The 24,105-nt window shown below is 61.5% G+C and carries 27 protein-coding genes; 14 read left to right on the forward strand and 13 right to left on the reverse strand.

Translation table 11 applies throughout. The features are described 5' to 3' along the window. Window positions 1-2: 2 nt before the first annotated feature. From ACK509_RS05190 to ACK509_RS05205, 4 genes are read right to left on the reverse strand one after another with little or no spacing between them, the layout of a single operon-like run. A complete protein-coding gene (locus ACK509_RS05190) occupies window positions 3-1,721 on the reverse strand; it encodes a pilus assembly protein (protein ID WP_410765430.1) in 1,719 nt (572 codons plus the stop codon). Continuing rightward, entirely contained in the window at window positions 1,718-3,664 is a 1,947-nt protein-coding gene (locus ACK509_RS05195) for an ATPase, T2SS/T4P/T4SS family (protein WP_410765431.1), read from the reverse strand. Before ACK509_RS05195 ends, ACK509_RS05190 begins: the two co-directional genes overlap by 4 nt. Window positions 3,665-3,696: 32 nt before the next feature. After that, complete coding sequence (locus ACK509_RS05200) at window positions 3,697-4,137, reverse strand: hypothetical protein (protein WP_410765432.1); 441 nt, start codon at window positions 4,135-4,137, stop codon at window positions 3,697-3,699. After that, window positions 4,134-4,613: a hypothetical protein gene (locus tag ACK509_RS05205; protein WP_410765433.1), complete on the reverse strand. Its 480-nt coding sequence runs from the start codon at window positions 4,611-4,613 to the stop codon at window positions 4,134-4,136. The genes ACK509_RS05200 and ACK509_RS05205 overlap by 4 nt, the downstream gene beginning before the upstream one ends. Window positions 4,614-4,733: 120 nt before the next feature. On the opposite strand from ACK509_RS05205, the gene ACK509_RS05210 reads away from it, so the two are divergent. Then, entirely contained in the window at window positions 4,734-5,822 is a 1,089-nt protein-coding gene (locus ACK509_RS05210) for a tubulin/FtsZ family protein (protein ID WP_410765434.1), read from the forward strand. Window positions 5,823-5,885: 63 nt separating this feature from the next. Here the strand turns inward: ACK509_RS05210 and ACK509_RS05215 are convergent, their stop codons facing one another. Then, window positions 5,886-7,235 (reverse strand): alkaline phosphatase family protein, encoded by a 1,350-nt coding sequence (locus ACK509_RS05215; protein ID WP_410765435.1) that lies wholly within the window; start codon window positions 7,233-7,235, stop codon window positions 5,886-5,888. Between the two features lie 154 nt (window positions 7,236-7,389). Then, the gene (locus tag ACK509_RS05220; protein ID WP_410765436.1) at window positions 7,390-8,232 is read right to left on the reverse strand and encodes a hypothetical protein; all 843 of its coding nucleotides are present in this window, start codon (window positions 8,230-8,232) and stop codon (window positions 7,390-7,392) included. Between the two features lie 151 nt (window positions 8,233-8,383). On the opposite strand from ACK509_RS05220, the gene ACK509_RS05225 reads away from it, so the two are divergent. Genes ACK509_RS05225 through ACK509_RS05235 form a run of 3 tightly spaced genes read left to right on the forward strand, consistent with a single transcriptional unit; the run spans window position 8,384 to window position 11,114 of the window. Then, window positions 8,384-8,824, forward strand: coding sequence for a DUF5788 family protein (locus ACK509_RS05225; protein ID WP_410765437.1), 441 nt, complete (start codon window positions 8,384-8,386; stop codon window positions 8,822-8,824). Next, window positions 8,821-10,569: a DNA polymerase/3'-5' exonuclease PolX gene (polX, locus tag ACK509_RS05230; protein ID WP_410765438.1), complete on the forward strand. Its 1,749-nt coding sequence runs from the start codon at window positions 8,821-8,823 to the stop codon at window positions 10,567-10,569. The genes ACK509_RS05225 and polX overlap by 4 nt, the downstream gene beginning before the upstream one ends. Beyond that, on the forward strand, window positions 10,566-11,114 hold the full coding sequence (locus ACK509_RS05235; protein ID WP_410765439.1) for a Mut7-C RNAse domain-containing protein: 549 nt from the start codon (window positions 10,566-10,568) through the stop codon (window positions 11,112-11,114). The genes polX and ACK509_RS05235 overlap by 4 nt, the downstream gene beginning before the upstream one ends. A 3-nt stretch (window positions 11,115-11,117) precedes the next feature. Here the strand turns inward: ACK509_RS05235 and ACK509_RS05240 are convergent, their stop codons facing one another. Beyond that, the gene (locus ACK509_RS05240; RefSeq protein ID WP_410765440.1) at window positions 11,118-12,065 is read right to left on the reverse strand and encodes a ribonuclease BN; all 948 of its coding nucleotides are present in this window, start codon (window positions 12,063-12,065) and stop codon (window positions 11,118-11,120) included. 146 nt (window positions 12,066-12,211) lie between these two features. Between ACK509_RS05240 and ACK509_RS05245 the strand changes: the two genes are divergently transcribed. Genes ACK509_RS05245 through ACK509_RS05260 form a run of 4 tightly spaced genes read left to right on the forward strand, consistent with a single transcriptional unit; the run spans window position 12,212 to window position 14,249 of the window. Next, window positions 12,212-12,493, forward strand: coding sequence for a DUF5789 family protein (locus ACK509_RS05245; RefSeq protein ID WP_410765441.1), 282 nt, complete (start codon window positions 12,212-12,214; stop codon window positions 12,491-12,493). A gap of 2 nt (window positions 12,494-12,495) precedes the next feature. Then, entirely contained in the window at window positions 12,496-13,167 is a 672-nt protein-coding gene (locus ACK509_RS05250; RefSeq protein ID WP_410765442.1) for a CPBP family intramembrane glutamic endopeptidase, read from the forward strand. Continuing rightward, window positions 13,164-13,736 carry a GrpB family protein gene (locus ACK509_RS05255; protein ID WP_410765443.1) on the forward strand — a complete coding sequence of 191 codons (573 nt, stop codon included), beginning with the start codon at window positions 13,164-13,166 and terminating at the stop codon, window positions 13,734-13,736. Before ACK509_RS05250 ends, ACK509_RS05255 begins: the two co-directional genes overlap by 4 nt. A 57-nt stretch (window positions 13,737-13,793) precedes the next feature. Further along, complete coding sequence (locus tag ACK509_RS05260) at window positions 13,794-14,249, forward strand: DUF302 domain-containing protein (protein ID WP_410765444.1); 456 nt, start codon at window positions 13,794-13,796, stop codon at window positions 14,247-14,249. A gap of 40 nt (window positions 14,250-14,289) precedes the next feature. On the opposite strand, the gene ACK509_RS05265 is transcribed toward ACK509_RS05260, so the two are convergent. From ACK509_RS05265 to ACK509_RS05280, 4 genes are all read right to left on the reverse strand, one after another. Next, entirely contained in the window at window positions 14,290-14,451 is a 162-nt protein-coding gene (locus ACK509_RS05265) for a hypothetical protein (protein WP_410765445.1), read from the reverse strand. Window positions 14,452-14,535: 84 nt separating this feature from the next. Beyond that, complete coding sequence (locus ACK509_RS05270; RefSeq protein WP_410765446.1) at window positions 14,536-15,201, reverse strand: PGF-CTERM sorting domain-containing protein; 666 nt, start codon at window positions 15,199-15,201, stop codon at window positions 14,536-14,538. A 63-nt stretch (window positions 15,202-15,264) separates the two neighbouring features. Next, the gene (gene nreA, locus ACK509_RS05275) at window positions 15,265-16,527 is read right to left on the reverse strand and encodes a DNA repair protein NreA (protein WP_410765447.1); all 1,263 of its coding nucleotides are present in this window, start codon (window positions 16,525-16,527) and stop codon (window positions 15,265-15,267) included. Window positions 16,528-16,587: 60 nt separating this feature from the next. Next, the gene (locus ACK509_RS05280) at window positions 16,588-17,568 is read right to left on the reverse strand and encodes a transcription initiation factor IIB (protein WP_410765448.1); all 981 of its coding nucleotides are present in this window, start codon (window positions 17,566-17,568) and stop codon (window positions 16,588-16,590) included. A gap of 112 nt (window positions 17,569-17,680) precedes the next feature. Between ACK509_RS05280 and rnhA the strand changes: the two genes are divergently transcribed. Then, window positions 17,681-18,274, forward strand: a complete 594-nt coding sequence (gene rnhA / locus ACK509_RS05285; RefSeq protein ID WP_410765449.1) for a ribonuclease HI — start codon at window positions 17,681-17,683, stop codon at window positions 18,272-18,274. Next, window positions 18,267-18,830: a rnhA operon protein gene (locus tag ACK509_RS05290; protein WP_410765450.1), complete on the forward strand. Its 564-nt coding sequence runs from the start codon at window positions 18,267-18,269 to the stop codon at window positions 18,828-18,830. The genes rnhA and ACK509_RS05290 overlap by 8 nt, the downstream gene beginning before the upstream one ends. A 15-nt stretch (window positions 18,831-18,845) precedes the next feature. On the opposite strand, the gene ACK509_RS05295 is transcribed toward ACK509_RS05290, so the two are convergent. Further along, entirely contained in the window at window positions 18,846-19,205 is a 360-nt protein-coding gene (locus ACK509_RS05295) for a PadR family transcriptional regulator (RefSeq protein WP_410765451.1), read from the reverse strand. A gap of 336 nt (window positions 19,206-19,541) precedes the next feature. On the opposite strand from ACK509_RS05295, the gene ACK509_RS05300 reads away from it, so the two are divergent. The 4 genes from ACK509_RS05300 to ACK509_RS05315 all read left to right on the forward strand — a co-directional run bounded on the left by ACK509_RS05300 (window position 19,542) and on the right by ACK509_RS05315 (window position 22,825). Next, the gene (locus tag ACK509_RS05300; protein WP_410765452.1) at window positions 19,542-20,075 is read left to right on the forward strand and encodes an inorganic diphosphatase; all 534 of its coding nucleotides are present in this window, start codon (window positions 19,542-19,544) and stop codon (window positions 20,073-20,075) included. Between the two features lie 128 nt (window positions 20,076-20,203). Beyond that, window positions 20,204-21,121: a rhomboid family intramembrane serine protease gene (locus ACK509_RS05305; protein ID WP_410765453.1), complete on the forward strand. Its 918-nt coding sequence runs from the start codon at window positions 20,204-20,206 to the stop codon at window positions 21,119-21,121. Next, on the forward strand, window positions 21,122-21,898 hold the full coding sequence (locus ACK509_RS05310) for an endonuclease V (protein WP_410765454.1): 777 nt from the start codon (window positions 21,122-21,124) through the stop codon (window positions 21,896-21,898). Window positions 21,899-21,979: 81 nt separating this feature from the next. Then, window positions 21,980-22,825, forward strand: a complete 846-nt coding sequence (locus ACK509_RS05315) for an SDR family oxidoreductase (RefSeq protein WP_410765456.1) — start codon at window positions 21,980-21,982, stop codon at window positions 22,823-22,825. 21 nt (window positions 22,826-22,846) lie between these two features. On the opposite strand, the gene ACK509_RS05320 is transcribed toward ACK509_RS05315, so the two are convergent. After that, entirely contained in the window at window positions 22,847-24,040 is a 1,194-nt protein-coding gene (locus ACK509_RS05320; protein ID WP_410765457.1) for an ArsA family ATPase, read from the reverse strand. Between the last annotated feature and the right edge of the window lie 65 nt (window positions 24,041-24,105).

Raw genomic sequence — 24,105 nt, forward strand, 5'->3', positions numbered from 1 at the left:
GCTCAGAGGAGCGTCCCGGCTGCGACGAACGCGGCAACGAAGGTCAACGTCGCCGAGACGAGTGCTTTCCCGACGTTGTGGGCGACGAGCGAGCGGTCGAGTCCGTTTGCGACACCGACCGAGAGAGTGGTGAGAATCACCGCAGAGAGAAGTACGTACCCACCGACGGCGAGACCAAGGTCTGCGGTCGCCAGCGGTTCGGCGACGCCCGCCGAATCGAGCGACCGAGCGGGGCCCATCCCGTCGGCCAGTGCGACGGTCGCACCCGCGACGAGCGGACCGAACACCGAACCCGTATTCGACAGCGTGTCGGTGATGCTAGCGAGTTCGCGCCGAGCGTCGGTATCCAACCGACTCAATGCCGCGAGTTGGTCGGCCATCGAGACGATTGCGTGACCAGCAGGGCGACCCTCGCTGGCGGCGAGACCGAGCAACGTCGCCACGCTGGCAACTCGCTGACTCGGGAGGTCGTCGAGGACGCCGTACTCGCCGCAGAAGGATGCGACGACGCCGACGCGGAGGCGGTTCTGGACGCCAACCGCGGCCTCGAACAGCTCACCGGTCGCACCGGGCACAGACGTCGCGGCACGCGCGAGTGCCGATTCGACGGCCTCACCGTCGTTAATCGCGCGACCAACGAGGTAGAGAACGTCGGAGAGTCCGTCCTCGGCCGCCCGAACGCGTTCGCGGAGTTCGATAACGGGGCGAGTGACGACGAACAATCCCAAGCCGATTCCAAGCCCGAGTGCCGCGAGCGGAGCGGCCCACGGTGCAACGAAGAGGTTCACCGAGACGAACCCTATCGTAGCGGCCCCCACTGAAGTAGCGAGCGCGACGAATCGGTGGTCCGCAACTGCGGAGTGCGACGTATCGACCGAGACAGACGCGAATACAACCGGGCGACGTGCGAGTACCCAGCCGATAGCGCCCACGAGCGCGACGGGGAGGAGAACGTCGTACAGGAGGACGACGTGCATCACAGAGAGTCGGATGCCAGCGATGCGGGCGGCGGGGAGTGCGCCGACGAGCGCGAGCGGGAGTAAGACACCGAACGCGTACACGGCAGTCACCGGTCCGCGAACCTCACTCGTGAAGGATGCGAGCCGATTGCGCGTCCCCTCTCGAACGAGTTCGTGCGCTCTGTCGAGGGCGCGGTCGCGTTCTCCCGCTGGGGCATCAGCGGCCGTTTCGACCAGCGCGGCGGCACGGTCGAGTGCGGGGAACCACGAGCGCCACGCTGCTGCAAAGTCACCGAGGCCGGTCCGAGGCGACCCACGTGCGTGTTCGACGTGTGCAGCGAGCGAGTCCGAAAGCGGGTCATCACCCGACTGTGCGGCGAAGATAGTCGCGCGCTCGACAGCGGGTTCGACACGCATTCGAAGGACCAGACGACCAACCAGCGCGGGTGCATTTCCGAGCGCCTGCGTTCGCTCGAGTGCGGCGAGCCAAACCGGGAGAGTGTGAACGGTGTGCGCCGTCACGAGCATCACCGCGAGCGCGACGACCAACGCACTCAATGTCGGGACGACGAACACCGAACAGAGTCCGGCGAGCGCGCCAGTCGGAATCGCAACACCGTAACCTGCCTGAACGACCGTTTCGGCGTCGGTATCCACACCGAGAAACGCCAACGAGCGACGAAGTTCGTCGCTCGGGTCGGTGGAGATTGGGGCGAGGCGGGCGACTGCGGGAAGCACCGAATCGAGCGCGAGCGTGGTCATTGCGACACACCTCCCGCGTTCGCTACCAGGTCAGCAGGGCGCGTCTGGTCCGTCTCGGCGAGCATCGAGAGGTGCGCTTCCCGACAGTCGAGTGTGGCGAGAACGTCAGTGTAGGATTCTTCGGGCGCGGCAATCGACTCGGCGACGTGGCAATCACCACGTGAGAGTGCGCCGGTCGGGGCCAACCGCTCGCCATCGTGGGTGAACAGCGTTTCGAAGGTCGCATCCTTGCCAGTCGAACGGACTTCCTCGATGGTCGCCACGCGATGGCTTCCAGCGTGTTCGCACGTGATTACGAGGTCCGTCGTCGCGAAAGAGGAGGGCGAGACGCCGAGGTCGGAGACGACACGCTCTCTGACCGCAGCAGCGCCGTTTCCGTGAATCGTCCCGAGTGCCGCACTCGAATTCGACCCGACGCGCATCGCTTCGAACAACACCGCGGCTTCGTCGCCTCGAACTTCACCCACGACGAGTGCGCCGTCACCGAGCCGGAGCGCAGTGTGCAGTGCATCCTGTGGCGTCGGGGCAGGACCGCCTGCGGGGTCCGTTTTGAGTGCTTGTACGTCGCGCCCAGCGTCCTGTAAGGCACCAGCGGGAAGTTCGGGGGCATCTTCGATGAGGACCGTCCGAACGTCTGGAGGGAGGTCCCACAGAAGCGACCCGAGGAACGTCGTCTTCCCGGCACCGCGAGCGCCAGCGACGAGGACAGATGCGCCACGTTCGACCGCGAGCGAACAGAGTGCGGCGGCCTCAGCACTGAGCGTGCCGTTTGCGACGAGCGAGGGGAGTGTCAGCGGCGACTCGTCGTGTCGGCGGAAGGCGAATCCGAGACCGTCGCTCGCCGGGGCGGTCACGCCCGCAACGCGGACACGGCCAGAACCAACGTCGATAACGGCGTCGAGCGTCGGGTCCGCACGCGAGAACGATGACCCACTCTCACGGCGCAGACGCGACGCGAGCGACTCCGCGCCGCCCGGCGCGAGACGGACGTTCGTCCGCATCGTCCTGCCATCGACCACGACGCGAATCGGCGTCTCACAGATTGGATGCGAGAGGTACACGTCGGAGACAGACGGGTCGGCGAAGAAGTCGTCGAGAATGCCGAATCCGCGGACGTGCTTTCGTAAAATCGAGGTGAGCGTCGTAATTGAGTCGTCCGCGTCGGCGACGTGACGAACTGCTCGACCGGGTGCGCGCTCACCGCCGGAGACGACGCCACGTGCGAGTACGTCGTGCGCCTTGGCCAGCGTTCGAGCAGCCGCAGGGTCGAGATTCGACTCCGGTGGGTCGAGATGGTAGACCGGCTCTTCAGCGGTGTCGTATCGCCGGACGACCGCACCCGTTTCGAGTGTCTCGCGGCAGGTGAGACGAGCATCGACCGGTGGCTGTGTGTCGGCTCTGAAACGCGCGATTTTTGGACCGATGTGGGCGCGGAGTGCCGTCGAATAGTCTGCAGCGCGCGACACACCTTCGGCGAGTCCAGATTCGACGGCGGTGCGGCGAATCGCACCAGCTCGACCGAGTGCCTCGTGTGCGGCCGCAAGTGGGTCGTGGCGAGCGCGGGTTGCGAGTCGTTCGTCTCGATAATCGACGCGCTCGGCGAACCGGCCTGCGGCGACGAGCAACGCGCATGCATCGCCGTCGTACCGATGTTCCAGTCCACCAGTGTGAACGACAATCGCATCTACGTCTGCCGATTCGAGCGCAGAAATCACGGCGGCTCGACAATCAGGGTCGGTTGCGAGTGCCCCGCGTCCGGAACAGGAGTCGGCATCGACGACGAGTGAGCGACGCTCGTCGCCAGGATTGCCAGTCGGCGATGCAACCGTCATCTCGCAGGTACACCCGTTATCATCCGGTGATTCGACACCCAACGCAGTCGCAACAGTGTCGCGGATGCGACCGACATCGAGCAGTGACGACGGGCCGAGCGTGTGAGTCATACGGCGGGATGGTCCCGTCCGAGTATTTGAACCTACGCCGTCTCGATGACGACGACCGGCGCGGTCGAATCACCCTGAAGCGTGAGTCTGAGCGAGTGTTCTCCCGGTTTGAGTTTTACTTCCCCACCAGAGACTCGAATTCGGGGCGTTGCGACTCGCCGGATAGCCCTCGTCCCGGTCGCCGTCGTCGTCGCGAGTTCGAGGCCGGTTCCGCCACGGAGCGTGAGCATCGAGACGCGTGTCTGTTTCCACGACCCAGTCGGGACCGAGACGGTGACGTGCCGGGTTGGACCCGCAAGTCCGGCAGGTGATGGGTCTTCGTCCGCGACGAGTTCGGTTGCCGCGTGTGCAATCTCGTCCGCCGCCGTCTCGATGTGGACTGCGGTTGCATCGGCACGTGCGGCGTCGGCCGCCGGGAACACGACGCCCGCGATGGCGACGGCGAGAAGACACGAGAGGACGACTCGAATCACAGCACGTTACGGAGTCGGTTGGCCAATCCGTGGCCGTCGTCACGCACCGGTTCGTCGTCTGCTTCGACGTGCGCTGGCGCATGGTCGTTGCGAGCATCGACAGCCTCGGCAACCGCGGCCTCGTCGATACCGGATGCCGATTCGTCGATGAGTGCAGTTTCGAGCGACTCGGCTTTTGCGAGCGCGGCGTTTGCTCGTCGCTCTACGTCTTCGTTGACGGCGCGGATACCGCCGAGATACCCACGGACTGCCTGCGTCGCGGCATCGACTTCGTCCATCCGTTCGGAGAGTTCGTTCGCCGTGGTTTCGAGGTTCGAGAGACGAGATTCGACTGCCGCCGCATCTTCGAGCGAGGAGATGGCAACATCGTCGCCGGTCAGCGTGCGTTCGACGGCATCGAGTCGTGCTGAGAGCGTTTCAGGCTGTGGTGAGGCGGCGGGAGAGTGGTCAGTGTCGCGCGATGGGTCGTCGGTCATACAGCGGGGTGGTTCCCTTATCGGTCATAAACTTCAGGCGGTGAAATCGGGCAAATTGTCGCTTCCGACTCGGGTTCAGTGTGGGGAACGTTCAAGATGCGCCCCCGAGTCACCTAAGGTATGAAAACGGTCCTCATAGGCGTGGGACAAGCCGGTGGGAAGCTCACGCAGGCCCTCCTCGAATTCGACAAGCAGATGGGATTCGGAGCGGTCCTCAGCGCAGTCGGAGTGAACACGGCGGAAGCCGACCTCCAGCCACTCCCCTTCGAGACGGTCCTCATCGGCCAAGACAGAGTCAATGGCCACGGCGTCGGCGGCGACAACGAACTCGGCGCAGAGGTCATGCAAGCCGACAAGACAGAAGTCCTCTCGGCGCTCGATGGTCGCATCACGGCCGAAGCCGAGTCGATATTCCTCGTCTCTGGCCTCGGTGGTGGGTCCGGGTCCGGCGGCACGCCCGTCCTCGCAAAAGAACTCAGGCGAATTCACGATATTCCGGTGTACGTCCTCGGTATCGTTCCCGGCCAGAACGAAGGGGCGATGTACCAGGTCAACGCGGGTCGGTCGCTCAAGACCATCGCCCGCGAGTCAGACGCTGTCCTCCTCGTCGACAACGACGCCTTCCGGTCGTCGGGCGAGTCGATGAGCGCGGGTTACGAGGCCATCAACCAAGCAATCGCTCAGCGTGTCGGCCTCCTCCTTGCGTCCGGTGAAGCCGTCGAAGGCGTCGGCGAGAGCGTCGTCGATTCCTCCGAAATCATCAACACGCTTCGCACTGGTGGCATCGCCGCACTCGGTTATGCGAGCGCGGAAGCCTCGGACGTAGCCGAAGACAACATCAACGCCGTCATGAGTACGACACGCCGTGCGGTCCTCACGGGGACCAGCCTCCAAGACGCGAGTGACGCGGATTCCGCACTCGTCGTCGTCGCTGGCAAGCCAGAGGTAATTCCCAGAAAGGGTGTCGAACGAGCGCGGCGATGGGTCGAAAATGAGACTGGCAGTCTCGAAGTTCGCGGTGGCGACTTCCCACTCGATAGCGGGCGAATCGCCGTCTTGGTCCTCCTCGCAGGTGTTCAACGCTCCGACCGTGTGGAGGCGTTCATGGAGCGCGCACGCATGGCAATCGAAGAAGCAGAGGCTGAGAAAGCGACGCGCGAAGACCCGAAAGATATGTGGCAGAACGACGACCTCGACAGTTTGCTCTAATCGATACGCCCTGCAATCGGTCGGAGTCGCCTCGGTGAAAAATTAAGAATCTTTTTTCCGCGCTTACTGCTGGATGAGGCTCGCGCCGTCGAAATCAGCACGCGCGTACTCGACTTCCATCAGGTCGAGAATCGTCGGCGCGATATCGTAGAGGTCTGCGTCCTCGATATCGGCGTCCGGATTGTCGATGTAGAGCGTCGCGTTGTCGAAACTGTGCATGCCGTTGCGTGGTCCAGTGCCGAACACGTCGTCGTGGCCTTTGAACCCAGACTTGAGGTCGAAGCCGTGGTTCGGAATCACGACGAGGTCGGGTGCGATGTCGTCGTGGTCGCCGCGGAAGGCTTCTTCTTTGACGACGACGCGCTCTGCGACCTTCTTGCCGTCGGGGCCTTCGAGTGCTTCCAACTGTTCTTTCAGTTCGTTGCGCACGGCCTCGTACTCGTCTTCGGGGACCGACCCGCGTGGTTCGCGGCCTTCGAGGTTGATGAAGAACCGGCCGGGGATGAGCGAGTAGGCTTTCGCGTCGCTGGCGATATCCGCGAGCGAGTCGTGGTCGTCGCTCTCGTAGGAGAGCCAGCCTTCTTGTTCGAGCCACGTGTTGCAGTGGACCTCGTAGTTGAGGGTGGTAAAGCCGTGGTCGGAGGCGACGACGAGCGTCACGTCTTCGGGGAGCATCTCGCGGATGCGACCGAGGTAGTCGTCCACCTTGCGGTAGAACTCCATGAAGGCCTCTTTGTTCTCGCCGTCGTGTTCGTAGTCCTTGAAGAGGAAGTGGTTGACTCGGTCGGTCGTCATGAAGACGCCGAAAAAGAGGTCCCAGTCGTCCGCTTCGATGTAGTGTTGGAAGGCTTCGAAGCGCTTGTCGAGCGTCTCGTGAGCATCCACCATGAACGCCGACTTGTCGTCGTCGTGGCCGAGTTTGGCGTTCACGTCGATTTTGTAGTCGATAGATTCGAGGTAGTCACGGAAGTCGTCGGGGTACGCCCCGTTCTCGACGCTGGGAGAGAGGAATCCGGAGACCATACGCTGGACGTTTCGCTGCGGCGGGAACGTCACGGGGACGTTCATCACGGTTGCCTTGCGGCCGGCGTCGGTAACTCGGTCCCAGATGCGGGTCGCCTGCACGTCACGGCCCATCGGGACGTACGTTTCGTACGAACCGACTTCACGGTCTTGGAACCCGTACACACCCGTCTCGCCGGGGTTGACGCCGGTGGTCAAAGCGGGCCAGCACGCGCTGGACTCGGGAGGGACGATGCTGTCGATGTCGCCTGCGGCACCCGCAGAAGCGAGTGCGGCGACATTCGGAAATTCCTCAGGATGCTCAGAGAGGAGGCTAAACGGCACACCATCGATGCCGATGAAGGCGACACGCGGGTGGTCTTTGCCGCGGAGTCGGTCGAACAAACCCATACACCACGATATCCCAGATAGCCATAAGAAAGTTCGTCTCTTGACGGCTCTTTGCACCAATGTACGACGCCAATTTGGTGGCGTCCGAGACGCTGACAATATATTCCGGCATTCTTCAAACAGAGGAAAAGAGAACTCAGAGCTTGCGCGCGGCCTACACGCGCAACGTCCTATCGACGTCGAGCGAGCGCTCCTGTCCGAGCGTCGTCCGACCAGCGGTCCGGAGTTCGCTCACAGTGACGAACGAGACGCCCCAGATGATGAGCAACGACGCCCAGACGAGACCAACGGCCGACGTCTGCGCCGGGAAGGCAATCGAGAGCGACCCGAAGTACACCGCAAGTCCACCGGTTAACCACGCGACGAGGCGGTGGCCAGATGCACCCGCAGAGGCGATAAGGCCCATCATCAACAGCGAGATGGACATGACGACCATCTCCGAGTAGTGTCCTGCGAGAGCGTGTACGTCACCAGACCCCTGCAAGAGTGCTTGATTGACTGCAAATGCGAGTACGGGAACCGCCGCGACGCCGACGAGTCCGAGTAACACCGGACTGTAATCGTCGCCCGACGAAAGGACGTTCAGTCCAGCGGGGTGCAACAGCGTCATCAGCCCGATCAAGACGAAGAAGGGAATGACCTCTTCGATTGGGCCGCCGCCGAGAACCGTCCCGAGGAGGACGAGCGTGACGACGCCGAACGAGACTTGAAGCAACGCCGCCCGCTTGAGTGGCCGGTAGAGTTGCGCGGCGACGCCGAGAACCATGACCCAGATGAGCGAGGCGATGACCATCACATGGAGACGATGCTCGGCGAGTAGTGCGCCGCCTTCACCCCACCCGGTAATCGAGAACAGCAACAACTCAGCGACGAACGCCGCGGCCATCGCGAGCGTCACCAGTGCGAGGAGGTAAAACGCGTACAACCGAGCGCGCTTGAACAGGGTTGGATTTTCTGTAGACGTTTCTCCGACATCTGGTTGGTCCGAAAGAGCCATAGGAACAAGCTAACAATACGCAGGATTTGACGATAATCGTTTTTCAGCGAAACTGGACAATTCGACCGAAATCGGCCGATACGTGTACGGTTTTGTCACACATTGGCGGCGGGGCGATGGAGCAAAGTGTCGCGCGGGATAACACCACGGTGTGAAAGAGTTCCAGCGAAAGCAACTCTTGGAACGCGTCAACCGCGAGGGGGCGACGGTGGGCGCACAGATTCCAGAGACCATCGAAGTCCAAGGAGAGCAGGTAGACCTCCAGCAGTTCGTCTTCGAGATAAAGCGACGCGACACAATTCCGTCGGGCGAAAAAGAGCGTGTCAACCAAGCAAAGCGCAACCTCCGACGAGAGCGAATCGAGCGCCTCCAACCAATCGAGGACAACGAAGTGAGTTACGAGGAGGGCAAACAACTCGTACAGGATATCATCGGCATCGACCGAGCCCTCAACGCGCTCGAACAACTCCGTCCCGTGGACCTCGAACAGGAGGCGAAACTCCAGCACGCGGCCGACCAGAAACGCTGGATGAACTTCCTGAAGCAAGCCTTAGGGCGAGATAGCGGTATGAGCAAGCGAGGTGGACGATGAGCCGAAACGCCGAAGTCGCCGCCCTCTTCGACGAGTTCGCAGACTTGCTCGATGCGAAGGGTGTCGCCTACAAGCCATCGAGCTATCGCCGTGCCGCAGAGAACATCCGCGAGCATCCCCACGCAATCGAGCGGCTCGCCGACGAGGGGAGAGACAGCGTGATGGAAATCGACCGCGTCGGCGACGCAATCGCCTCCAAAGTCGTCGAATATTTCGAGACCGGGCAAATCGAGGAGTTAGTCGAACTCCGCGAGGAGTTGCCCGTCGATATGGCCGCACTCACGAGCGTCGAAGGCGTCGGCCCGAAGACGGTCGGAACCCTGTACGAAGCACTCGGGATTACGACGCTCGACGAGTTGGAAGCCGCCGCCCGTGACGGAGAAATTCAAGAAGTGAAGGGCTTCGGAACCAAGACGGAACAGAACATCCTCGACGGTATCGACTTCGCCCGCGAATCTCACCAGCGCGAGACACTCGGCAAAGCGCGACCGATTGCGGACGACCTGATTGCCTACCTCGAAGTGAGCGAGTCGGTCTCGCGTGCCGAACCCGCAGGCTCACTCCGTCGCTGGCGAGAGACGGTCGGCGACATCGACGTACTGGTCGAGAGCGACGACGCCGAAGCAGTCATCGACCGCTTTGTCAACTGGGATCCGGTCGGCGACACCATCGAAGCGGGCACGCAGAAAGCGAGCGTTCGCGTGAACGACATGCGGGTGGACCTCCGCATCATCACCCCCGACGAGTATGGCGCGGCCCTGCAATATTTCACGGGGAGCAAAGACCACAACGTCCACCTCCGGAACCTCGCTATCGACCGCGGCCTCAAGATGAACGAGTACGGCATGTTCGACATCTCGGACGTGGACGAACCCGATAGCGACCCGCGCGCGGGAACTCGCGTCGGTGGCGAGACTGAGGCGTCGATGTACGCCGCCTTGGACCTCCCGCTCATGACTCCCGAACTCCGCGAGGACACGGGTGAAGTCGAGGCCGCCAGCGAGGGAACACTTCCAGACCTCATCGAGGAAGGCGACATCCGCGGCGACCTGCACACGCACACCGAGTGGTCCGACGGCGACAACACCATTGCAGAGATGGTCGAAGCGGCCACCGAACGCGGCTACGACTACCACGTCGTCTCCGACCACGCGACTGGCCCCGGAATGGTCGGCGGCGTCGGCCTCGACGACGACGAACTGCTCGAACAGGCCGAGGAAGTCCAGAAAGTCGCCGAAAGCGCCGAAATCGCCGTCTTCCACGGTGTCGAGGCCAACATCGACGCAGAAGGAAACCTCTCTGTCGCAGACGACGTACTCGACCAGCTCGACGTGGTTATCGCCTCGCCCCACAGCGCGCTGGACCAAGACGGTGAGGCCGCGATGACTCGACTCGTTCGCGCGATGGAACACCCAGCAGTCGATATTCTCGGTCACCCGACCGGTCGCCTCATCAACCGCCGACCCGGTCTCACCCTCGATTACGAGCGACTGGCGGAGGCTGCCGTCGAGAACGACGTTGCGCTCGAACTCAACGCGAGTCCGTACCGCCTCGACCTCAATTCGGATGCCCTCCGAATCGCAATCGAGGCGGGGGCGACCATCGTCATCAACACCGACGCCCACCGCCCGGGAGAACTCGACGACGTTCGGTACGGGATTCACACCGCCCGACGGGGATGGGTCGAAACTGCGGACGTGTTGAACACGCGTCCCGTGGGCGAACTCGAAGACTTCATCCAGTGACCGACGATATCGGTGACGGGCACCCAGGGACTGTCGCCACTGGCGTCGAATCGGCCACCCCGACGAACACTGCACTCCTCCTCGACGTGATGCTCGGCAAACTCGCCATCTACCTTCGAATGTGTGGCTACGACACCGCCTACGCACTCGATGGAGACGGGAGCGACCCCGGCGACGACGCACTCCTCGCGCGAGCAACCGAAGAGACTCGTGTGCTACTCACCCGTGATGTGACGCTCGCAGCGCGCGCACCACAGAGCGTTCTCCTCGCAGGGCGAACACCGACTGCGCAACTCTCGGAACTGAACTCAGTCGGCTTTGACCTCTCGCTGACCACAGAGCTTGCACGATGCGGGTCGTGTAATGGTCACCTCAGACCAGTCGAATCGGGCGAGTCGATTCCCGAATACGCACCCGACCCCGACGACGTTCGATTGTGGCGGTGTCGAGACTGCGGACAGGTGTTTTGGCGCGGGAGTCACTGGAAAAGCGTCGAACGGACGATAGACGAATTGGAAACGAGCGGATGCGAAACGGACGAGTAGGGCCTACTGCCGACCGCGAGGAATCCACGAGTCGCAGGCTTCCATGTCCTGCATCATCTCGTCGTGGGCCGAACAGTACGGCTGGAGACCACTGGAAGTTCGGACGTACTCGAAGTACGTGCAGTTGCCGCAGTATCGGTCACCGACTCCCTCGGGTTGTGCTCGGGACTGCTGCTGTGTCTGGGACTGTGCCTGCCGTGTCCCGTTTTGCTGGGTTGGGCTGGCCGAAGGCGACGACCCGATTTGGTCGACAGACTGTGGCTGTGCCGATGCCGTCTGTTGGTCGTCAAGTGGTGAGGTGATTTGTTCGGCTTCGGTCCCGCCGTCGGTAGCGTTCGCCGCGGGTGTGTTGGTCTGCGTTTCGACCTCCCCATCGGGCGTGCCGCCGAGGAAACCGATGCCGCCGAGTCCGCCGCGAACCGTCTTTTCGACTTCGACGATACGCGTCTCGCCTTTCTTCGTGACCTGCACCGTGGCCGTGCCGCCGGGGTCGTTGCGCGTCTTGAAGTTCGCAACGCCGACAAACAGACACCAGAAGGTGGTGAGTGTGCCGAAGAAGTAGACGGCAACCGTCTCTAACGTCAGGTCCGCCAGACCTGCGCCGCAGGTTGCCCCCGACCACTGGCACGGGTAGGCGTGCGAGAAGAGCGCGACACCGAGAATCGCAACACTCGCACCGATAACTGCCGCGGCGCGGGTTCGCGCGCTCGCGGGAAGTACAGTGAACACACCGAGGAACACCGCAGGTACACCAATTCCTCCGAGGATGCCCCCGAGTTCTCGTGCCTCACCGAGTGTCGCACCACCAGACGTGTAGAGGTCCGTCGTTGCGACCACAATGCCCGCGATGACGAGCAGTACCCCGGCGAGGAACACACCAAGTCCCAGGGACAGCCGTCGGAGACTTGGCCCGCCGCGGCCACCGTGATATGCCTCCGATAGACTAGTCATAGACCTGCCTACGAAACGGGTCCCTAAAACGATGCGTCAGACATTTGTCCGAAAGTATACACATTTTGCCAATAAACCAGCGTGTTGTGTCTGTATCCGATGATAATCTCGAAGGGATTATCATCCGCGGTAGCCAACCCCCGCCCATGGCTGACGAGGAAGCAGACGAGGCACCCGCAGTTGAACTCGGAGAGGGCGAGTCCGTCGAGGGCGCACCTCTCGCACGCGTGGCCTCCCGACTGACCTGGCCCCAAGAAAAGAGCAGCATCCTGAACAAGGAAGGCGACGCAGTCGTTCGGACGCCCGCTGGCCCGCAGACGCTCGAAGCGGTACTCGAATCGGTTGACGAGACCTACTTCGACACCCGACAGACGTTCATGAACGACTGCTTGGACGTCATCGGACGCGAGCCAGTCCAGACGGAATAACGGTGTTGCGCCGTCGGATTTCTGACCTTCCGTGGCTCTATCGCGCCCTTCTCGTCGGGGGTGTCGTCGGGGCCGCGTGGAGTCTCTGGCCGATTCCCGGCGGCAGTCTCACCTACCGTGCGGTCCACGACGCACTGCTGTTTATCCTCATCCCCGGAGCGCTTGCGGTCTCTCACGGCCGAAACCTCGGCTGGAACGTCAACCGTGCCGCGCTCCGAAACACCGTTCTTCTCGCACTGTTCGTACTCCCGTTCTATCTCGTCGGGTCGTCGCTCCCGACGATTCGGGCGTACTATCCGATGTGGCACACTTCGACGAATCTCGTGGACTTTCTCCCCCACGCCGCCCAGCAATTGCTGGTCGTCGTCGCGGCCGAGACGTACTATCGAGGACTCCTGTGCGTTGGCGTCCGCGAAATCGGGCGAAAAAGCGCGCTCATCAGTCCGATTCTCTACGCGTTCCACCACTTCGGCAAGCCACCGATTGAAATCGTTCTCTCGGCCCCGACGGACGTGCTATTCGGCCTGGTCGATTACGAGAGTGACTCGATTCTCCCCTCAATCGTCGCCCACGGCTTCGGCCTGATTCTCCTCGATTGGTTGGTACTCCACCCGCCGCTGTTCCCACCGGAAGACGTGATTGCGGCGCTTCAGTGGCTCCCGATTCCGATATGAGCGACGAGAATCGTGAGGAGAGTAGAGACGACCCCTCGCTCGGACTCGCACGCGGCACCGTCGAACTCGTTCCATACGACCCCCGATGGAGAGACACCTACGACCGAGAAGTCGCTCGTCTGGAACCACACATTGGCGAGTACGCCCTCGTCTTCGAACACGTCGGCAGTACGTCGATTCCGGGGCTCGCCGCCAAGCCGGTTCTCGATATGCTCGTTCTCGTCTCCGACCTCGACGAGACCGACGCTCTTGCCCATGAACTCGAACAACTGGGTTACGAAGAACGCGACAACGACGACGTTCAAGACCGTAGATTCTTCGCTCGCGGCCCCGAATCCTGCCGGACGCATTACCAGAGTGTGACCGAACGCGGGAGCGACTGCCATCGAGAACAGGTCGTATTTCGAGATGCACTCCGCGCCGATTCTGGGTTGAGAGATGAGTACGAATCGCTCAAGCGTGACCTCGAATCTGCACATCGAGAAAATCGAGCATCGTACACCGCTGCCAAAGCATCGTTCATCCAGTCCGTCCTCGACTCTGCATCCGACGACTTCGACCCAGTTTGATTGTGTGGACACGGCACACTACCATACCTTTTGGTCGCTCCGGGTCCAAACGTCGCTATGGCACTTCCAATCGACCCGTCCGCTATCGCTCCGGAAGACATCGGTGAAGAGCGCGCCGTCCTCGAAATGAGTCACGAAGACGCCATCGAACACGTCCGCGAGGCGTTCACGGACGCTGGCTTTGGCGTCGCAACCGAGTTCTCACCCTCCGAGATGCTCAACGAGAAAATCGGTGCCGACCGCGACCCGTACTACGTCCTCGGTGCCTGTAACCCGACAATGGCCGACCGCGCCCTCGACGCGACGGACAAGAAGATGGGCGGTCTCTTCCCCTGTAACGTGGTTATTTGGGAAGAAGAACCCGGCAAGCAAGTCGTCTACCACGTGAGCATCATGCGCGTCGCCCGCCTCGTGGGGATGGCCCCCGACGACGACACGATGGCCGACGTCATCGCCGATACGGGCGAACTCGTCGAGAAGGCCTTTGCCAACCTCGACGCTGTCGAAGCCTAAGTACACGAAAGTCGTCTGGGCGTCGGCCCACGACTCGACCTTATTCTTCCAGCGCGTCCGCGATGCGCCCGATATCGCTGCGAATCTTGTAGAGCAGATAGAGTCCAGCGACTGCGGCGGCGACTGGGAGTAGCAAGCCGATTCCGTAGATGAGGAAGATGATGAGTAACTCTGGACCACCGGGAATCTGGAGGGGCAACATGGTCAACACAGGTTGACAGAGTGTCAAAAAGATTCGGTCAGGCGGATTCGGTGACGGTGAAACGAGAACGAGTGCGTGAACGGACTAGTCGCGCCGAAGCACGACCAGCGCAACTGCAAGAAGTGCGACCAACGCACTCACGGGTCCGAATCCGGGAGCCATCGAGAACGTCGGTTTCTCACTGCGGGCGTAGATGCGATTGTCGTTGAACGCTTCGGAGCCGCTCTCGTGCCACTCGGCGGTGTTGCCATCGACCACGTCCGCGTTCGAGTCGGTGATTTCGCCGGGCATCGTCAGGTAGTAATCGACCGACATGCCGCTGGTTATCGACTGCGAGAAGTCGGTCTCTGTTTCGGCGGCGGCCGCTTCATCGACGAAGTTCATATCTTCGTAGACGAGTTCTCCGTCTTCGGTGGTGACGCTGATTCCATCGTCAGCGGTCGGGATGAAGTCCGTCCGCGTCAGCGTCATCGTCACGGTATCGCCGTTGTACTCTTCGGAGTACTCGATTTGTTCGCGCTCGGTTTCGTTGAGGTCACTGAGAATCGAGTCTTCGACGCTCTCGTATCCTTCCTCCTCGGCGGCTTCTTCGAGATAGCCGTAGGCCGTCCGAGTCATGTTGATTTGATACGTCTGTTCGGCGATGCTGCCGTCGCCGTTGACCGTGGAGTGAACCGTCACTTGGGCACAGCCAGCGAGAAGTAGGAGAAGTGCGAGACCAGCGAAGGCCGCTGTCTTTCGGTGGACCATTTGTGTGACTATCCAGCCAGCGGCGTTAATAGCTATCTGCCGAGAACGTCAGCAAAGAGAGACTTACTCGAAGTCGAAAATATTCGTCTGCAACCCGGCGGCCATCGTGGATTTCCGGCGGAGGTCGGCGAGCGAGACGGGCAGATAGTTCACCACGTCGCGCATTGCGTCACCGAACGTCTCTGCGGTCGCATGCTCGCCCTCGAAGGCGTGGCGAATCGACTCACGAATCTGCCAGACACCCACAGGACCCCAGTACTCGTCGGAGACGTGCCGGAGGACGAGCGCCTTCGCCTGCTTTCCCCGATCCTGAAGGTGTTCGAGGACGCCGAGGCGGGAGGCGTGATACGCGCCAGCCGTCTCGTTCACGTAGCCGGAGCGGCCTTCGTAGCCTTCGGAGTCGGCGGCGAGGTACATCCCCGCCTGCGGGTCGGGGTTCCAGACACTGCCGGGTGCCTTCATCTCCACCAACTCGAACTCCCAGCGACCGGGCGCGAGGATGACCCAGAAGGCGTTGCCGATGAACTCGTTGCGGTAGACCTCCACCGAGTCGATGGTGTCGCTGTGTTTGACCGTCCCTCTGAGATATTTTCCAAGGGTGTCGTCCACGGCCGTAATCGACCACCGGGTGGGGACGAGTCGCCGTTGTTGGGTCTGTCCCAGTGCGCCCGCCGAGAGGATGGTGTTGATGTCGTACACGTCGAACCCGCGGCGGTAGAGGTAGGTCATCGCCCCCTGTGCGTTCCAGTCGTCGTCTTCGAGCGTCTTCTGGACGAGTTTCGGGACGTGCGGGTTTTCGGCGAGGTCTGCGGAGGTTGCACGGGCGCGCGGGCCGACCGGTGTCGCCACGTCGTCAGAAGTCGCGTCGAAGTCGAGACTCGGTGTGCCATCGAGACCGATTTCGACCGTCACGGGTCTGTCGCTGATGGCGACTTCGCGCTGGGTGCCGAGAAAGCCGTCCCACGAGTCGGCGACGTTCGTCACCTTCGTACTCTGATTCGAATTGAGAAGCGAGGTCCGGCGCTCGAACACGTCGGAGATACTGACGCCCTCGGTGTACCACCCGGCGCTGGTCTCGAAGCTTCCGGCGTCTTCGTCGTGGCCGACGGGAGAGAGAATTCCCGTCGAGACGCGCGGGTAGTTCGAGCGCCCGACGAAGATAGAGGGTGAAACACCGCCGTAGAGCGAGTCACCTTGAACCGTCTCCTCGAACCGGTCTTGGAAGGTTTCGAGGTGGTCGAGGATGCCGTAGGACTTCTCTTGGGCGAGGCGGCGACGCTCGGCGCGCTCGTCTCGCTCGATGTCCATGTACTCGTCGAGCTTCACACTCGGAGTGCGCGCTCAGGTACAATGAGTTCTGCGACTGAAGAAGAAAATCGAAGGACGTTAGCTGTGGATGCCCATCGCTTCGATTTGCTCTTGGTAGCGATTCCGGATGGTTACTTCCGTCACCTGCGCAACGTCCGCGACTTCACGCTGGGTCTTCTTCTCGTTACAGAGGAGTGATGCAGCGTAGATGGCGGCGGCGGCGTAGCCCGTCGGCGACTTGCCTGAGAGCAGTCCCTTCTCGGCAGTCGTCTCGATAATCTCGTTCGCCTTGGACTGGACCTCTTTCGAGAGGTCGAGTTCGGACGAGAAGCGAGGGACGTACTTCTTGGGGTCTACCGGTCGCATCTCCAGACTGAGTTCCTGGGAGATGTAGCGATACGTCCGCCCGATTTCCTTTCGCTCGACGCGCGAGACTTCTGCAATCTCTTCGAGCGAGCGCGGAATTCCCTCTTTCCGACAGGCGGCATAGAGGGTTGACGTTGCGACGCCCTCGATAGAACGCCCGCGAATCAGGTCTTCGCTGAGGGCACGTCGGTACATAACCGAGGCAACCTCGCGGACCGAGCGCGGGACCCCGAGCGCCGAGGCCATGCGGTCGATTTCGCTGAGTGCGAACTGAAGGTTGCGCTCACCGGCGTCCTTGGTTCGGATACGTTCTTGCCACTTGCGCAGTCGATGCATCTGCGACCGCTTCTTCGAGGAAATCGAACGCCCGTAGGCGTCTTTGTCCTTCCAGTCGATGGTCGTCGTCAGTCCTTTGTCGTGCATCGTTTCGGTGATGGGTGCACCGACACGCGACTTGGACTGGCGTTCGGAGTGGTTGAACGCACGCCACTCCGGTCCGCGGTCTATCTCTTCTTCTTCGATGATGATACCGGTCTCTTTGTGAATCAGTTCTCCGTCGCCCGTCCGGACGACTTCTTCGGGGTCGAGGTCGTCGAGGTCGATGTCGTCGTACCCCTCGTCGCTGTCTTCAGACTCGTCTCCCCACCGAGTCCGATTGGACTCACGCTCCCGCTGGCGAGTAGGCCGTTTCATCGCATTTATATATTGTCTGTTTCCTGCCACTTAAATATTGGGCCGGATTTGGGGCGTCTCAACCGAGGGGGCGAACGAACGGCATATACCGTGGCCCAAGCGACATGAACGTATGCCGACGGTCGAATGCGACCCCGACGAGGCCCGACATCGACTCAAAGATGCGGGCGTCTCGGTGACGCCCGGAAACACCGAACACGAACAGTGGCGAGCGAAACGAGACGGCGCGACGGCAGTCGCCTACGACGACAAAGTCGTCGTCCAAGGGTCGCAACCGGCGAGTCTCTTAGGACTCATTCAACCCGGCGGCGGACGCGCACACGTCTATTTCGATGGCGCGAGTCGCGGAAACCCCGGCCCTGCCGCAGTCGGCTGGGCAATCGTCACGAGCAACGGCATCGTCGCCGAAGGCTCCCGGCGACTCGGGAAGATGACCAACAACCAAGCCGAGTACGAAGCACTCATCGCGGCGCTCACTGCGGCCGTCGAGTACGGCTACGACGAAGTAGACGTTCGCGGCGATTCGCAACTCATCGTCAAGCAGGTTCGCGGCGAGTGGAACACGAACAACCCCGAACTCCGAGAGCGCCGAGTGAAAGTTCACGAGTTGCTCCAAAACTTCGACCGCTGGTCGTTAGAACACGTTCCGCGAGAGATAAACGACCGCGCAGACTCACTGGCAAACGAGGCCCTCGACAATGCCTGAGTCAGAACTCCCCGAAGACGTCCAACAGAAGGTCACGCGACTGACGCGCCTCGCCCGCGACGCAATCGACCCCAACGAGCGCGAGGTGTATCTATCCGACCGCGACGAGGTGCTGTCTGCGTACGGATTCGTCGCCCGCCTCCGCGAAGACGACGACGTTCTCGTCCTCTATCCCGACGATTGGTTGGACGAAGACGGCAACGTCGATGTGAGTCGTATCGAAGATACCGACCGTGGAATCGAGCGCCCGCTCTCGGGAACCGGTGCCGAGAGCGCGTGGCACGCCGTCGAAGCCCACAACGCGAGTCTCGTCGAAGCCGTCGAAGCCGGACACGGCCCCGACCATGGGAAGAACGCTCGCGCCTTCGCCGACTTCCTCGGGAACCACTACGTGCGGAAAATAGAGACAGCGGGCGCTCCGGAAGTTCGTGAGTTTCTCGAAGAATATTATCCACGCAATGCGTGGCCGACCGAGGAACAGCGGTCGATTGTGGGGGAATCACTCGAACTGTTGTTCGACGCCGCCGGCGTCGATGTCCCTGAACTAGCCCGGTGAAGTCAGTGTGTTTCCTTACAGTTGTGCGTCGATGAGTTCCGAGACCATCTCGCCGCGCTCGGAATCAGTGACGAACTTCGAGAGCATCCAGTTGAACCGGTCGAGAACAGCCTGAAGGCCGTCGTCGGTCAGTTCGTACTGGTTCGTACGCTTGTCGAGTTCGCTCTTTTCGACGAGGTCCATCTCGACGAGGTCGTCGAGGTTAGGGTACAGACGCCCGTGGTTGACTTCAGTCCCGTAGTAAGATTCGAGGTTGCGCTTGATGGCAAGCCCGTACATTGGTTCCTCGGCAAGGATGACGAGGATGTTCTGCTGGAATGCGGTGAGGTCCCGAGCCACACCAGATTCGCTGCTAATTGTTTGTGCCTCTGACATAGTAGTGGAAATGTCACCTACCTATTTAACCTTTGTCAACGCGTAGTCGGTTTCACGTCTAGTAAGTCTGGCTTAAGTGAGAATAAACCGATACACAGCGTACAAGAGTGCAGAATAACGAACGAGTATATTCGCTATCGTAACGATACTTTTTCTCGGCGTATGATTTGGAGATTATTTAGAGAATCCCACAGTCATACTCATATTGGTACCTGAGGATTCTTCAGAGAATACCTATTATTTCCGAGAAATTATTAGGTCCGATTAGAAGCCAACCAAAAGTCGTTCTCAGCTGATGCCGAAAGGACTTTTGCTCGCTTCGAGGATGAACCAAGTATGGCGAATCTTTGGGAAGACATGGAGACCGGTCCCGACGCACCGGACACCATCTATGCAGTCGTTGAGTGCCTGAAAGGCGAGCGCAACAAGTACGAGTACGACAAAGACATTCCCGGTGTCGTCCTCGACCGTGTACTCCACTCCAACGTTCACTATCCCTCTGACTACGGCTTCATGCCGCGAACCTACTACGACGACGAAGACCCCTTCGACGTCCTCGTCCTCGTCGAAGACCAGACGTTCCCCGGCTGTGTCATCGAAGCCCGCCCCGTCGCCCTCATGAAGATGGACGACGACGGCGAGCAGGACGACAAGGTCATCGCCGTCCCCACCGAGGACCCACGCTACGACCACATCGAGGACCTCGACGACATCCCACAGCAGATGCTGGACGAGATTGACGAGTTCTTCTCGACCTACAAGAACCTCGAAGCAGGCAAAGAAGTCGAGACCCTCGGCTGGGAAGACAAGCAGGCCGCAAAGGATGCCATCGAACACGCGATGGAGCTGTACGAAGAGAACTTCGCGTAACTCTCTGACCACCCATTTTTCGACACTACTCGCCGAGCGACAGCGCCGAAAATCGACATCCGTGGGCTGTGCAACCACGGCGCTCGCGAGGGAACCCCTTTTTATCTCGCCACTATTAGTCGTCAGTAATGGCTACCTGCGATATCTGCGGACGGCACGAGAATCTGCCGTACCGCTGCTCGCGGTGTGGTGGCACGTTTTGCTCCGAACACCGCCTCCCAGAAAATCACGATTGCCCCGGGTTAGGCAATTGGAACGACCCCGCGGGCGTCTTCGCCAGCGACTTCGACGACTCAGCCAGCACTGCTGGTCGCTCGAAGAGCGCACTCAGTCGCGTGACCCAGACTGGCGGTATCCTCGGCTACTTCCGCGGGAACGTCTCGTATCTGTTCCTCGGCATCATGTGGGTGATGTTCGCACTGGAATGGGTCGTCATCTTCGGGATTCAAAACGGAATCTTCCCACCAGGAACGTTCAGCGCGCTGTTCACACTGAGCAGTGAACACCCACTGTACGTCTGGACGTGGATCACCTCGATATTCTCGCACAGTCCGGTGTCGTTCTTCCACATCGTCGGCAACTCCATCGTGCTGTACTTCTTTGGCCCGCCGGTCGAACGCTACATCGGGTCGAAGGCCTTCGCTACCCTGTTCGTCTTCGCGGGTGCGGCCGCAGGGCTGGCGCACATCGGTTCGAGTCTCATCTTGACGCCGGGAGTACCCACGTCGGTACTCGGTGCATCCGGGGCAGTCTTCGCCATCCTCGGCGTCCTCACCGTCCTGAATCCGGGACTCAAAATCTACCTGTACTTCATCATCCCCATCCCACTGTGGCTGTTTACCTTCGGGTTCGCCATCCTCTCGACGGTGTTCTTCCTCGCGCCCAACACTGCGGCGACCGTCGGCCAAGGCAACGTCGCCCACTTCGCTCACCTCGTCGGGCTCGTCATCGGCCTCGCCTACGGCCAACAGGTCAAAGGCCGCCACAGAGTTCCCAGTCAGATGTCGTTTGGCGGTCGACGAGGCGGCCCCGGCGGCCGGTTCTAGATGGAACAGGCCTATCCCGAGTTCGCGCCGCGTCAAGGACTCTCCCGTGACGAGATGGAAGCACTCCAAGCCGACGTCGCCACCGCGGCGACATTCGAGGACAACCTCGGTTTCGACCCCGCGAGCATCTCGCTCGATTCGCCTGCGGACGACACTCCTCTCGTCGCCGGAATCGACCAGGCGTTTCTGGATGACAAGGCCGTAAGTGCAGTCGTCGTCTTCAGCGGCGGCAACGTTGTCGAGCGCACGGCCGCCGTCTCCGGCCTCGACTTTCCGTACATCCCCGGATTGCTCTCGTTCCGCGAAGGCGGGCCGATTATCGACGCACTCGAATCACTCGACGCCGACCCCGACTTGCTCGTCTTCGATGGCTCTGGTCGAATCCACTACCGTCAGGCGGGCCTCGCAACACACATGGGCGTCGCCTTCGACACCCCGAGCATCGGCGTCGCAAAGTCGCTCCTCTGCGGAACGCCTGAGGCCGACACTGACGGACGACCCGCAGGCTGGAAAACACCAATCTTCGCGGACGATTCGGTCGATTCGGTCGGCGGGCACGGCGTAACTCCTGAGACTGTCATCGGCTACGCCTATCAGTCGCGGCAGTACGACTCACGACCAATCATCAACCCGCTGTACGTCAGCCCCGGCCACCGACTGTCGGCTGAGACGGCGGTCGAACTAATTGCGAACCTCTGCGGTGGGTACAAACTCCCCGAACCGACGCGACAAGCAGACGCCTACGCCGACGAAGCCAAAGCATCGTACACCGCGTGAGTGCCGAAGCACACCGGTTTTGACCCGTTCAAATCGTACCGAATCGCCTACACTTAACAGCGACGCGTCCGACGTACGGACGTGCATCCAAAGACGGTTCTCATCACCGGTTGTTCGTCCGGAATCGGGCGCGCCACGGCGCTCGATTTCTTGGACGAAGAGTGGGAGGTCTACGCGACCGCTCGAAACCCGGCAGACATCGAAACGCTCGGTGAGCGCGGGGCGACCATTGCCACGCTGGACGTGACCGACGACGAAGACGTGGCTCGTGTCGTGGACCGCATCATCGACGAACACGGACGTATCGACTGCCTCGTCAACAACGCGGGCTACGGACAGATGGGCCCCATCGAAGACGTGCCGACCGAACGCGTCGAGCGACAGTTCGACGTGAACGTCTTCGGGCCACACCGCCTCACGCGCGCCGTCTTGCCCCACATGCGCGCACAGGGCGACGGAACCATCGTCAACGTCTCCAGTGTCGTCGGACGCGTCTCGTTCCCCGGTACTGGTGTCTACGCCGGGTCGAAGTTCGCCCTCGAAGCCATGACCGATGCCCTCCGTGCTGAGGTCCGTGAGTACGGCATCGAAGCCGTCCTCATCGAACCCGGCCCAGTCGAGACGCAGTTCGCCTCGCGCGTACATGCAGAAGTTGACGGTGGCGAAGACGACGACAGTGGTCTCGACCGGTCGGGTGCCTACGAGACGCTCTACAAACTCTTCGAGGATAGACAAGCACTCGGCAGCAGCGGTCCGGGTGCAATCCCGGCCGAGCGCGTCGCCGCAGACATCGTCAACGCGGCGAGTTCGACCAAGCCACGAGCGCGCTACCAGCCCGGAACGGTCGCCCGGTTCGGTGTCCTCGCCAGATTCGTTCCCGACGAGTGGCGCGATACGCTGTTCGAGTTCGCACGCAAACTTCCCTAATTCTGCGGCGTCTGCTGTCGTCTAGTCGAGACAGGCGGCGACGACGCGAAGTGCATCTTCGCCCTGTACCTGGTCTGCGAGCAGCGGGACGCGCTTTACGTTGCGCCCGCGGAAGAGGTCCATCGCCTCTCTGAGGGCCTCCTGTTGGACCTGCCAGCGGCGCTTACAGAACTCACAGTGGTCCAAATCGGGTGCGACAATCCACTGTTCGTCAACGTCTGCGATTTCATCGACGGGTTCCATCACGCGATTGACGACGAGCGTCTGGACGGGGATGCCAAACTCGTTGAGACGGTCCACGAGTCGCTTCGATTCGACTACGCTCATCTCCTCGGGAATCATGACGACACGGAAGTCCGTCTTCGAAGGGTCTCGAAGGACCGCACGCAGGCGCTCGATACGCTCTCGGAGTTCGTCGAGGTCGGCCATGCCCGCCTGTGGGTTGTCCGGGCCGCCGCCGAACATGCCTTTGATGTTGTCCATCATGCCCGAGAATCGGTCGCGCATTCGAACGATACGCCCGAGCATCGAATCCATCATCTCGGGCAGTTCGAGCAGGCGAAGCGTGTGGCCGGTCGGTGCGGTGTCGATGACGACACGCTCGAATCGCGGGTCGTCGAGGTATTCGAGGAGTTGTTGCATCGCCGCCGCCTCGTCCGCGCCGGGCATCGAACCGCCCATTCCCATCGGGCCGTCGCCGCCGAGCAAGTCTTCGAATCCACCCATCGCGTCACCCATCGACCCGAACGGTGAGTTCTGGTCGTCGCCGACGAAGGGGTTGTCGTCGTCGTACTCGCTGGTATCGTAGCCGGGCTCGTCGGAGTCGAAGTCCTCGTCGCCACCCGCAAACGGTCCTTCCATGACCGAATCGGGGTCGATTTCTGCGGCGTAGAGGGGCACGTCTTCACGGATACGCGTTGGCTCGGACGGAATAGAGACGCCGAGCGTATCGGACAGGGAATGAGCGGGGTCGGTCGAGACGACGAGCGTCGGCGTGTCGTCTGCGGCGCTCGCGAGAGCAGTTGCGGCGGCCATCGTCGTCTTTCCGACGCCACCTTTCCCGCCGTAGAGGACGTAGTCGGGGGCGTCGATGCCCTTCGGGAGGCCGGTCCGTTCGGTGGTCACCGTCTCCTCGGGTGACGTAGCTTCGACTTCTATCTCCGCGGGGCCGTCGTCGGTGTCGGAGGGTTCGGTCGGCTCGACGTCGATATCCATGAGTGACCCTGCACGGCGCGGCTTTGTGTACTTCTCGGTCTGGGAATCTCGGTCGGGAGCGTGAG

Source organism: Haloferax sp. DFSO60 (assembly GCF_046557615.1).
Lineage (GTDB): Archaea > Halobacteriota > Halobacteria > Halobacteriales > Haloferacaceae > Haloferax.

Coding starts and splice junctions, on each gene's coding strand:
- ACK509_RS05220 (WP_410765436.1), bottom strand. CDS start 8,232: ATGGCTCTTTCGGACCAACCAGATGTCGGAGAAACGTCTACAGAAAAT.
- ACK509_RS05290 (WP_410765450.1), top strand. CDS start 18,267: ATGCCTGAGTCAGAACTCCCCGAAGACGTCCAACAGAAGGTCACGCGA.
- ACK509_RS05260 (WP_410765444.1), top strand. CDS start 13,794: ATGGCACTTCCAATCGACCCGTCCGCTATCGCTCCGGAAGACATCGGT.
- ACK509_RS05240 (WP_410765440.1), bottom strand. CDS start 12,065: ATGACTAGTCTATCGGAGGCATATCACGGTGGCCGCGGCGGGCCAAGT.
- ACK509_RS05195 (WP_410765431.1), bottom strand. CDS start 3,664: ATGACTCACACGCTCGGCCCGTCGTCACTGCTCGATGTCGGTCGCATC.
- ACK509_RS05310 (WP_410765454.1), top strand. CDS start 21,122: ATGGAACAGGCCTATCCCGAGTTCGCGCCGCGTCAAGGACTCTCCCGT.
- ACK509_RS05265 (WP_410765445.1), bottom strand. CDS start 14,451: ATGTTGCCCCTCCAGATTCCCGGTGGTCCAGAGTTACTCATCATCTTC.
- ACK509_RS05245 (WP_410765441.1), top strand. CDS start 12,212: ATGGCTGACGAGGAAGCAGACGAGGCACCCGCAGTTGAACTCGGAGAG.
- ACK509_RS05205 (WP_410765433.1), bottom strand. CDS start 4,613: ATGACCGACGACCCATCGCGCGACACTGACCACTCTCCCGCCGCCTCA.
- ACK509_RS05295 (WP_410765451.1), bottom strand. CDS start 19,205: ATGTCAGAGGCACAAACAATTAGCAGCGAATCTGGTGTGGCTCGGGAC.
- ACK509_RS05300 (WP_410765452.1), top strand. CDS start 19,542: ATGGCGAATCTTTGGGAAGACATGGAGACCGGTCCCGACGCACCGGAC.
- polX (WP_410765438.1), top strand. CDS start 8,821: ATGAGCCGAAACGCCGAAGTCGCCGCCCTCTTCGACGAGTTCGCAGAC.
- ACK509_RS05190 (WP_410765430.1), bottom strand. CDS start 1,721: ATGACCACGCTCGCGCTCGATTCGGTGCTTCCCGCAGTCGCCCGCCTC.
- rnhA (WP_410765449.1), top strand. CDS start 17,681: ATGCCGACGGTCGAATGCGACCCCGACGAGGCCCGACATCGACTCAAA.
- ACK509_RS05255 (WP_410765443.1), top strand. CDS start 13,164: ATGAGCGACGAGAATCGTGAGGAGAGTAGAGACGACCCCTCGCTCGGA.
- ACK509_RS05305 (WP_410765453.1), top strand. CDS start 20,204: ATGGCTACCTGCGATATCTGCGGACGGCACGAGAATCTGCCGTACCGC.
- ACK509_RS05210 (WP_410765434.1), top strand. CDS start 4,734: ATGAAAACGGTCCTCATAGGCGTGGGACAAGCCGGTGGGAAGCTCACG.
- ACK509_RS05215 (WP_410765435.1), bottom strand. CDS start 7,235: ATGGGTTTGTTCGACCGACTCCGCGGCAAAGACCACCCGCGTGTCGCC.
- ACK509_RS05320 (WP_410765457.1), bottom strand. CDS start 24,040: ATGGATATCGACGTCGAGCCGACCGAACCCTCCGACACCGACGACGGC.
- ACK509_RS05270 (WP_410765446.1), bottom strand. CDS start 15,201: ATGGTCCACCGAAAGACAGCGGCCTTCGCTGGTCTCGCACTTCTCCTA.
- ACK509_RS05280 (WP_410765448.1), bottom strand. CDS start 17,568: ATGAAACGGCCTACTCGCCAGCGGGAGCGTGAGTCCAATCGGACTCGG.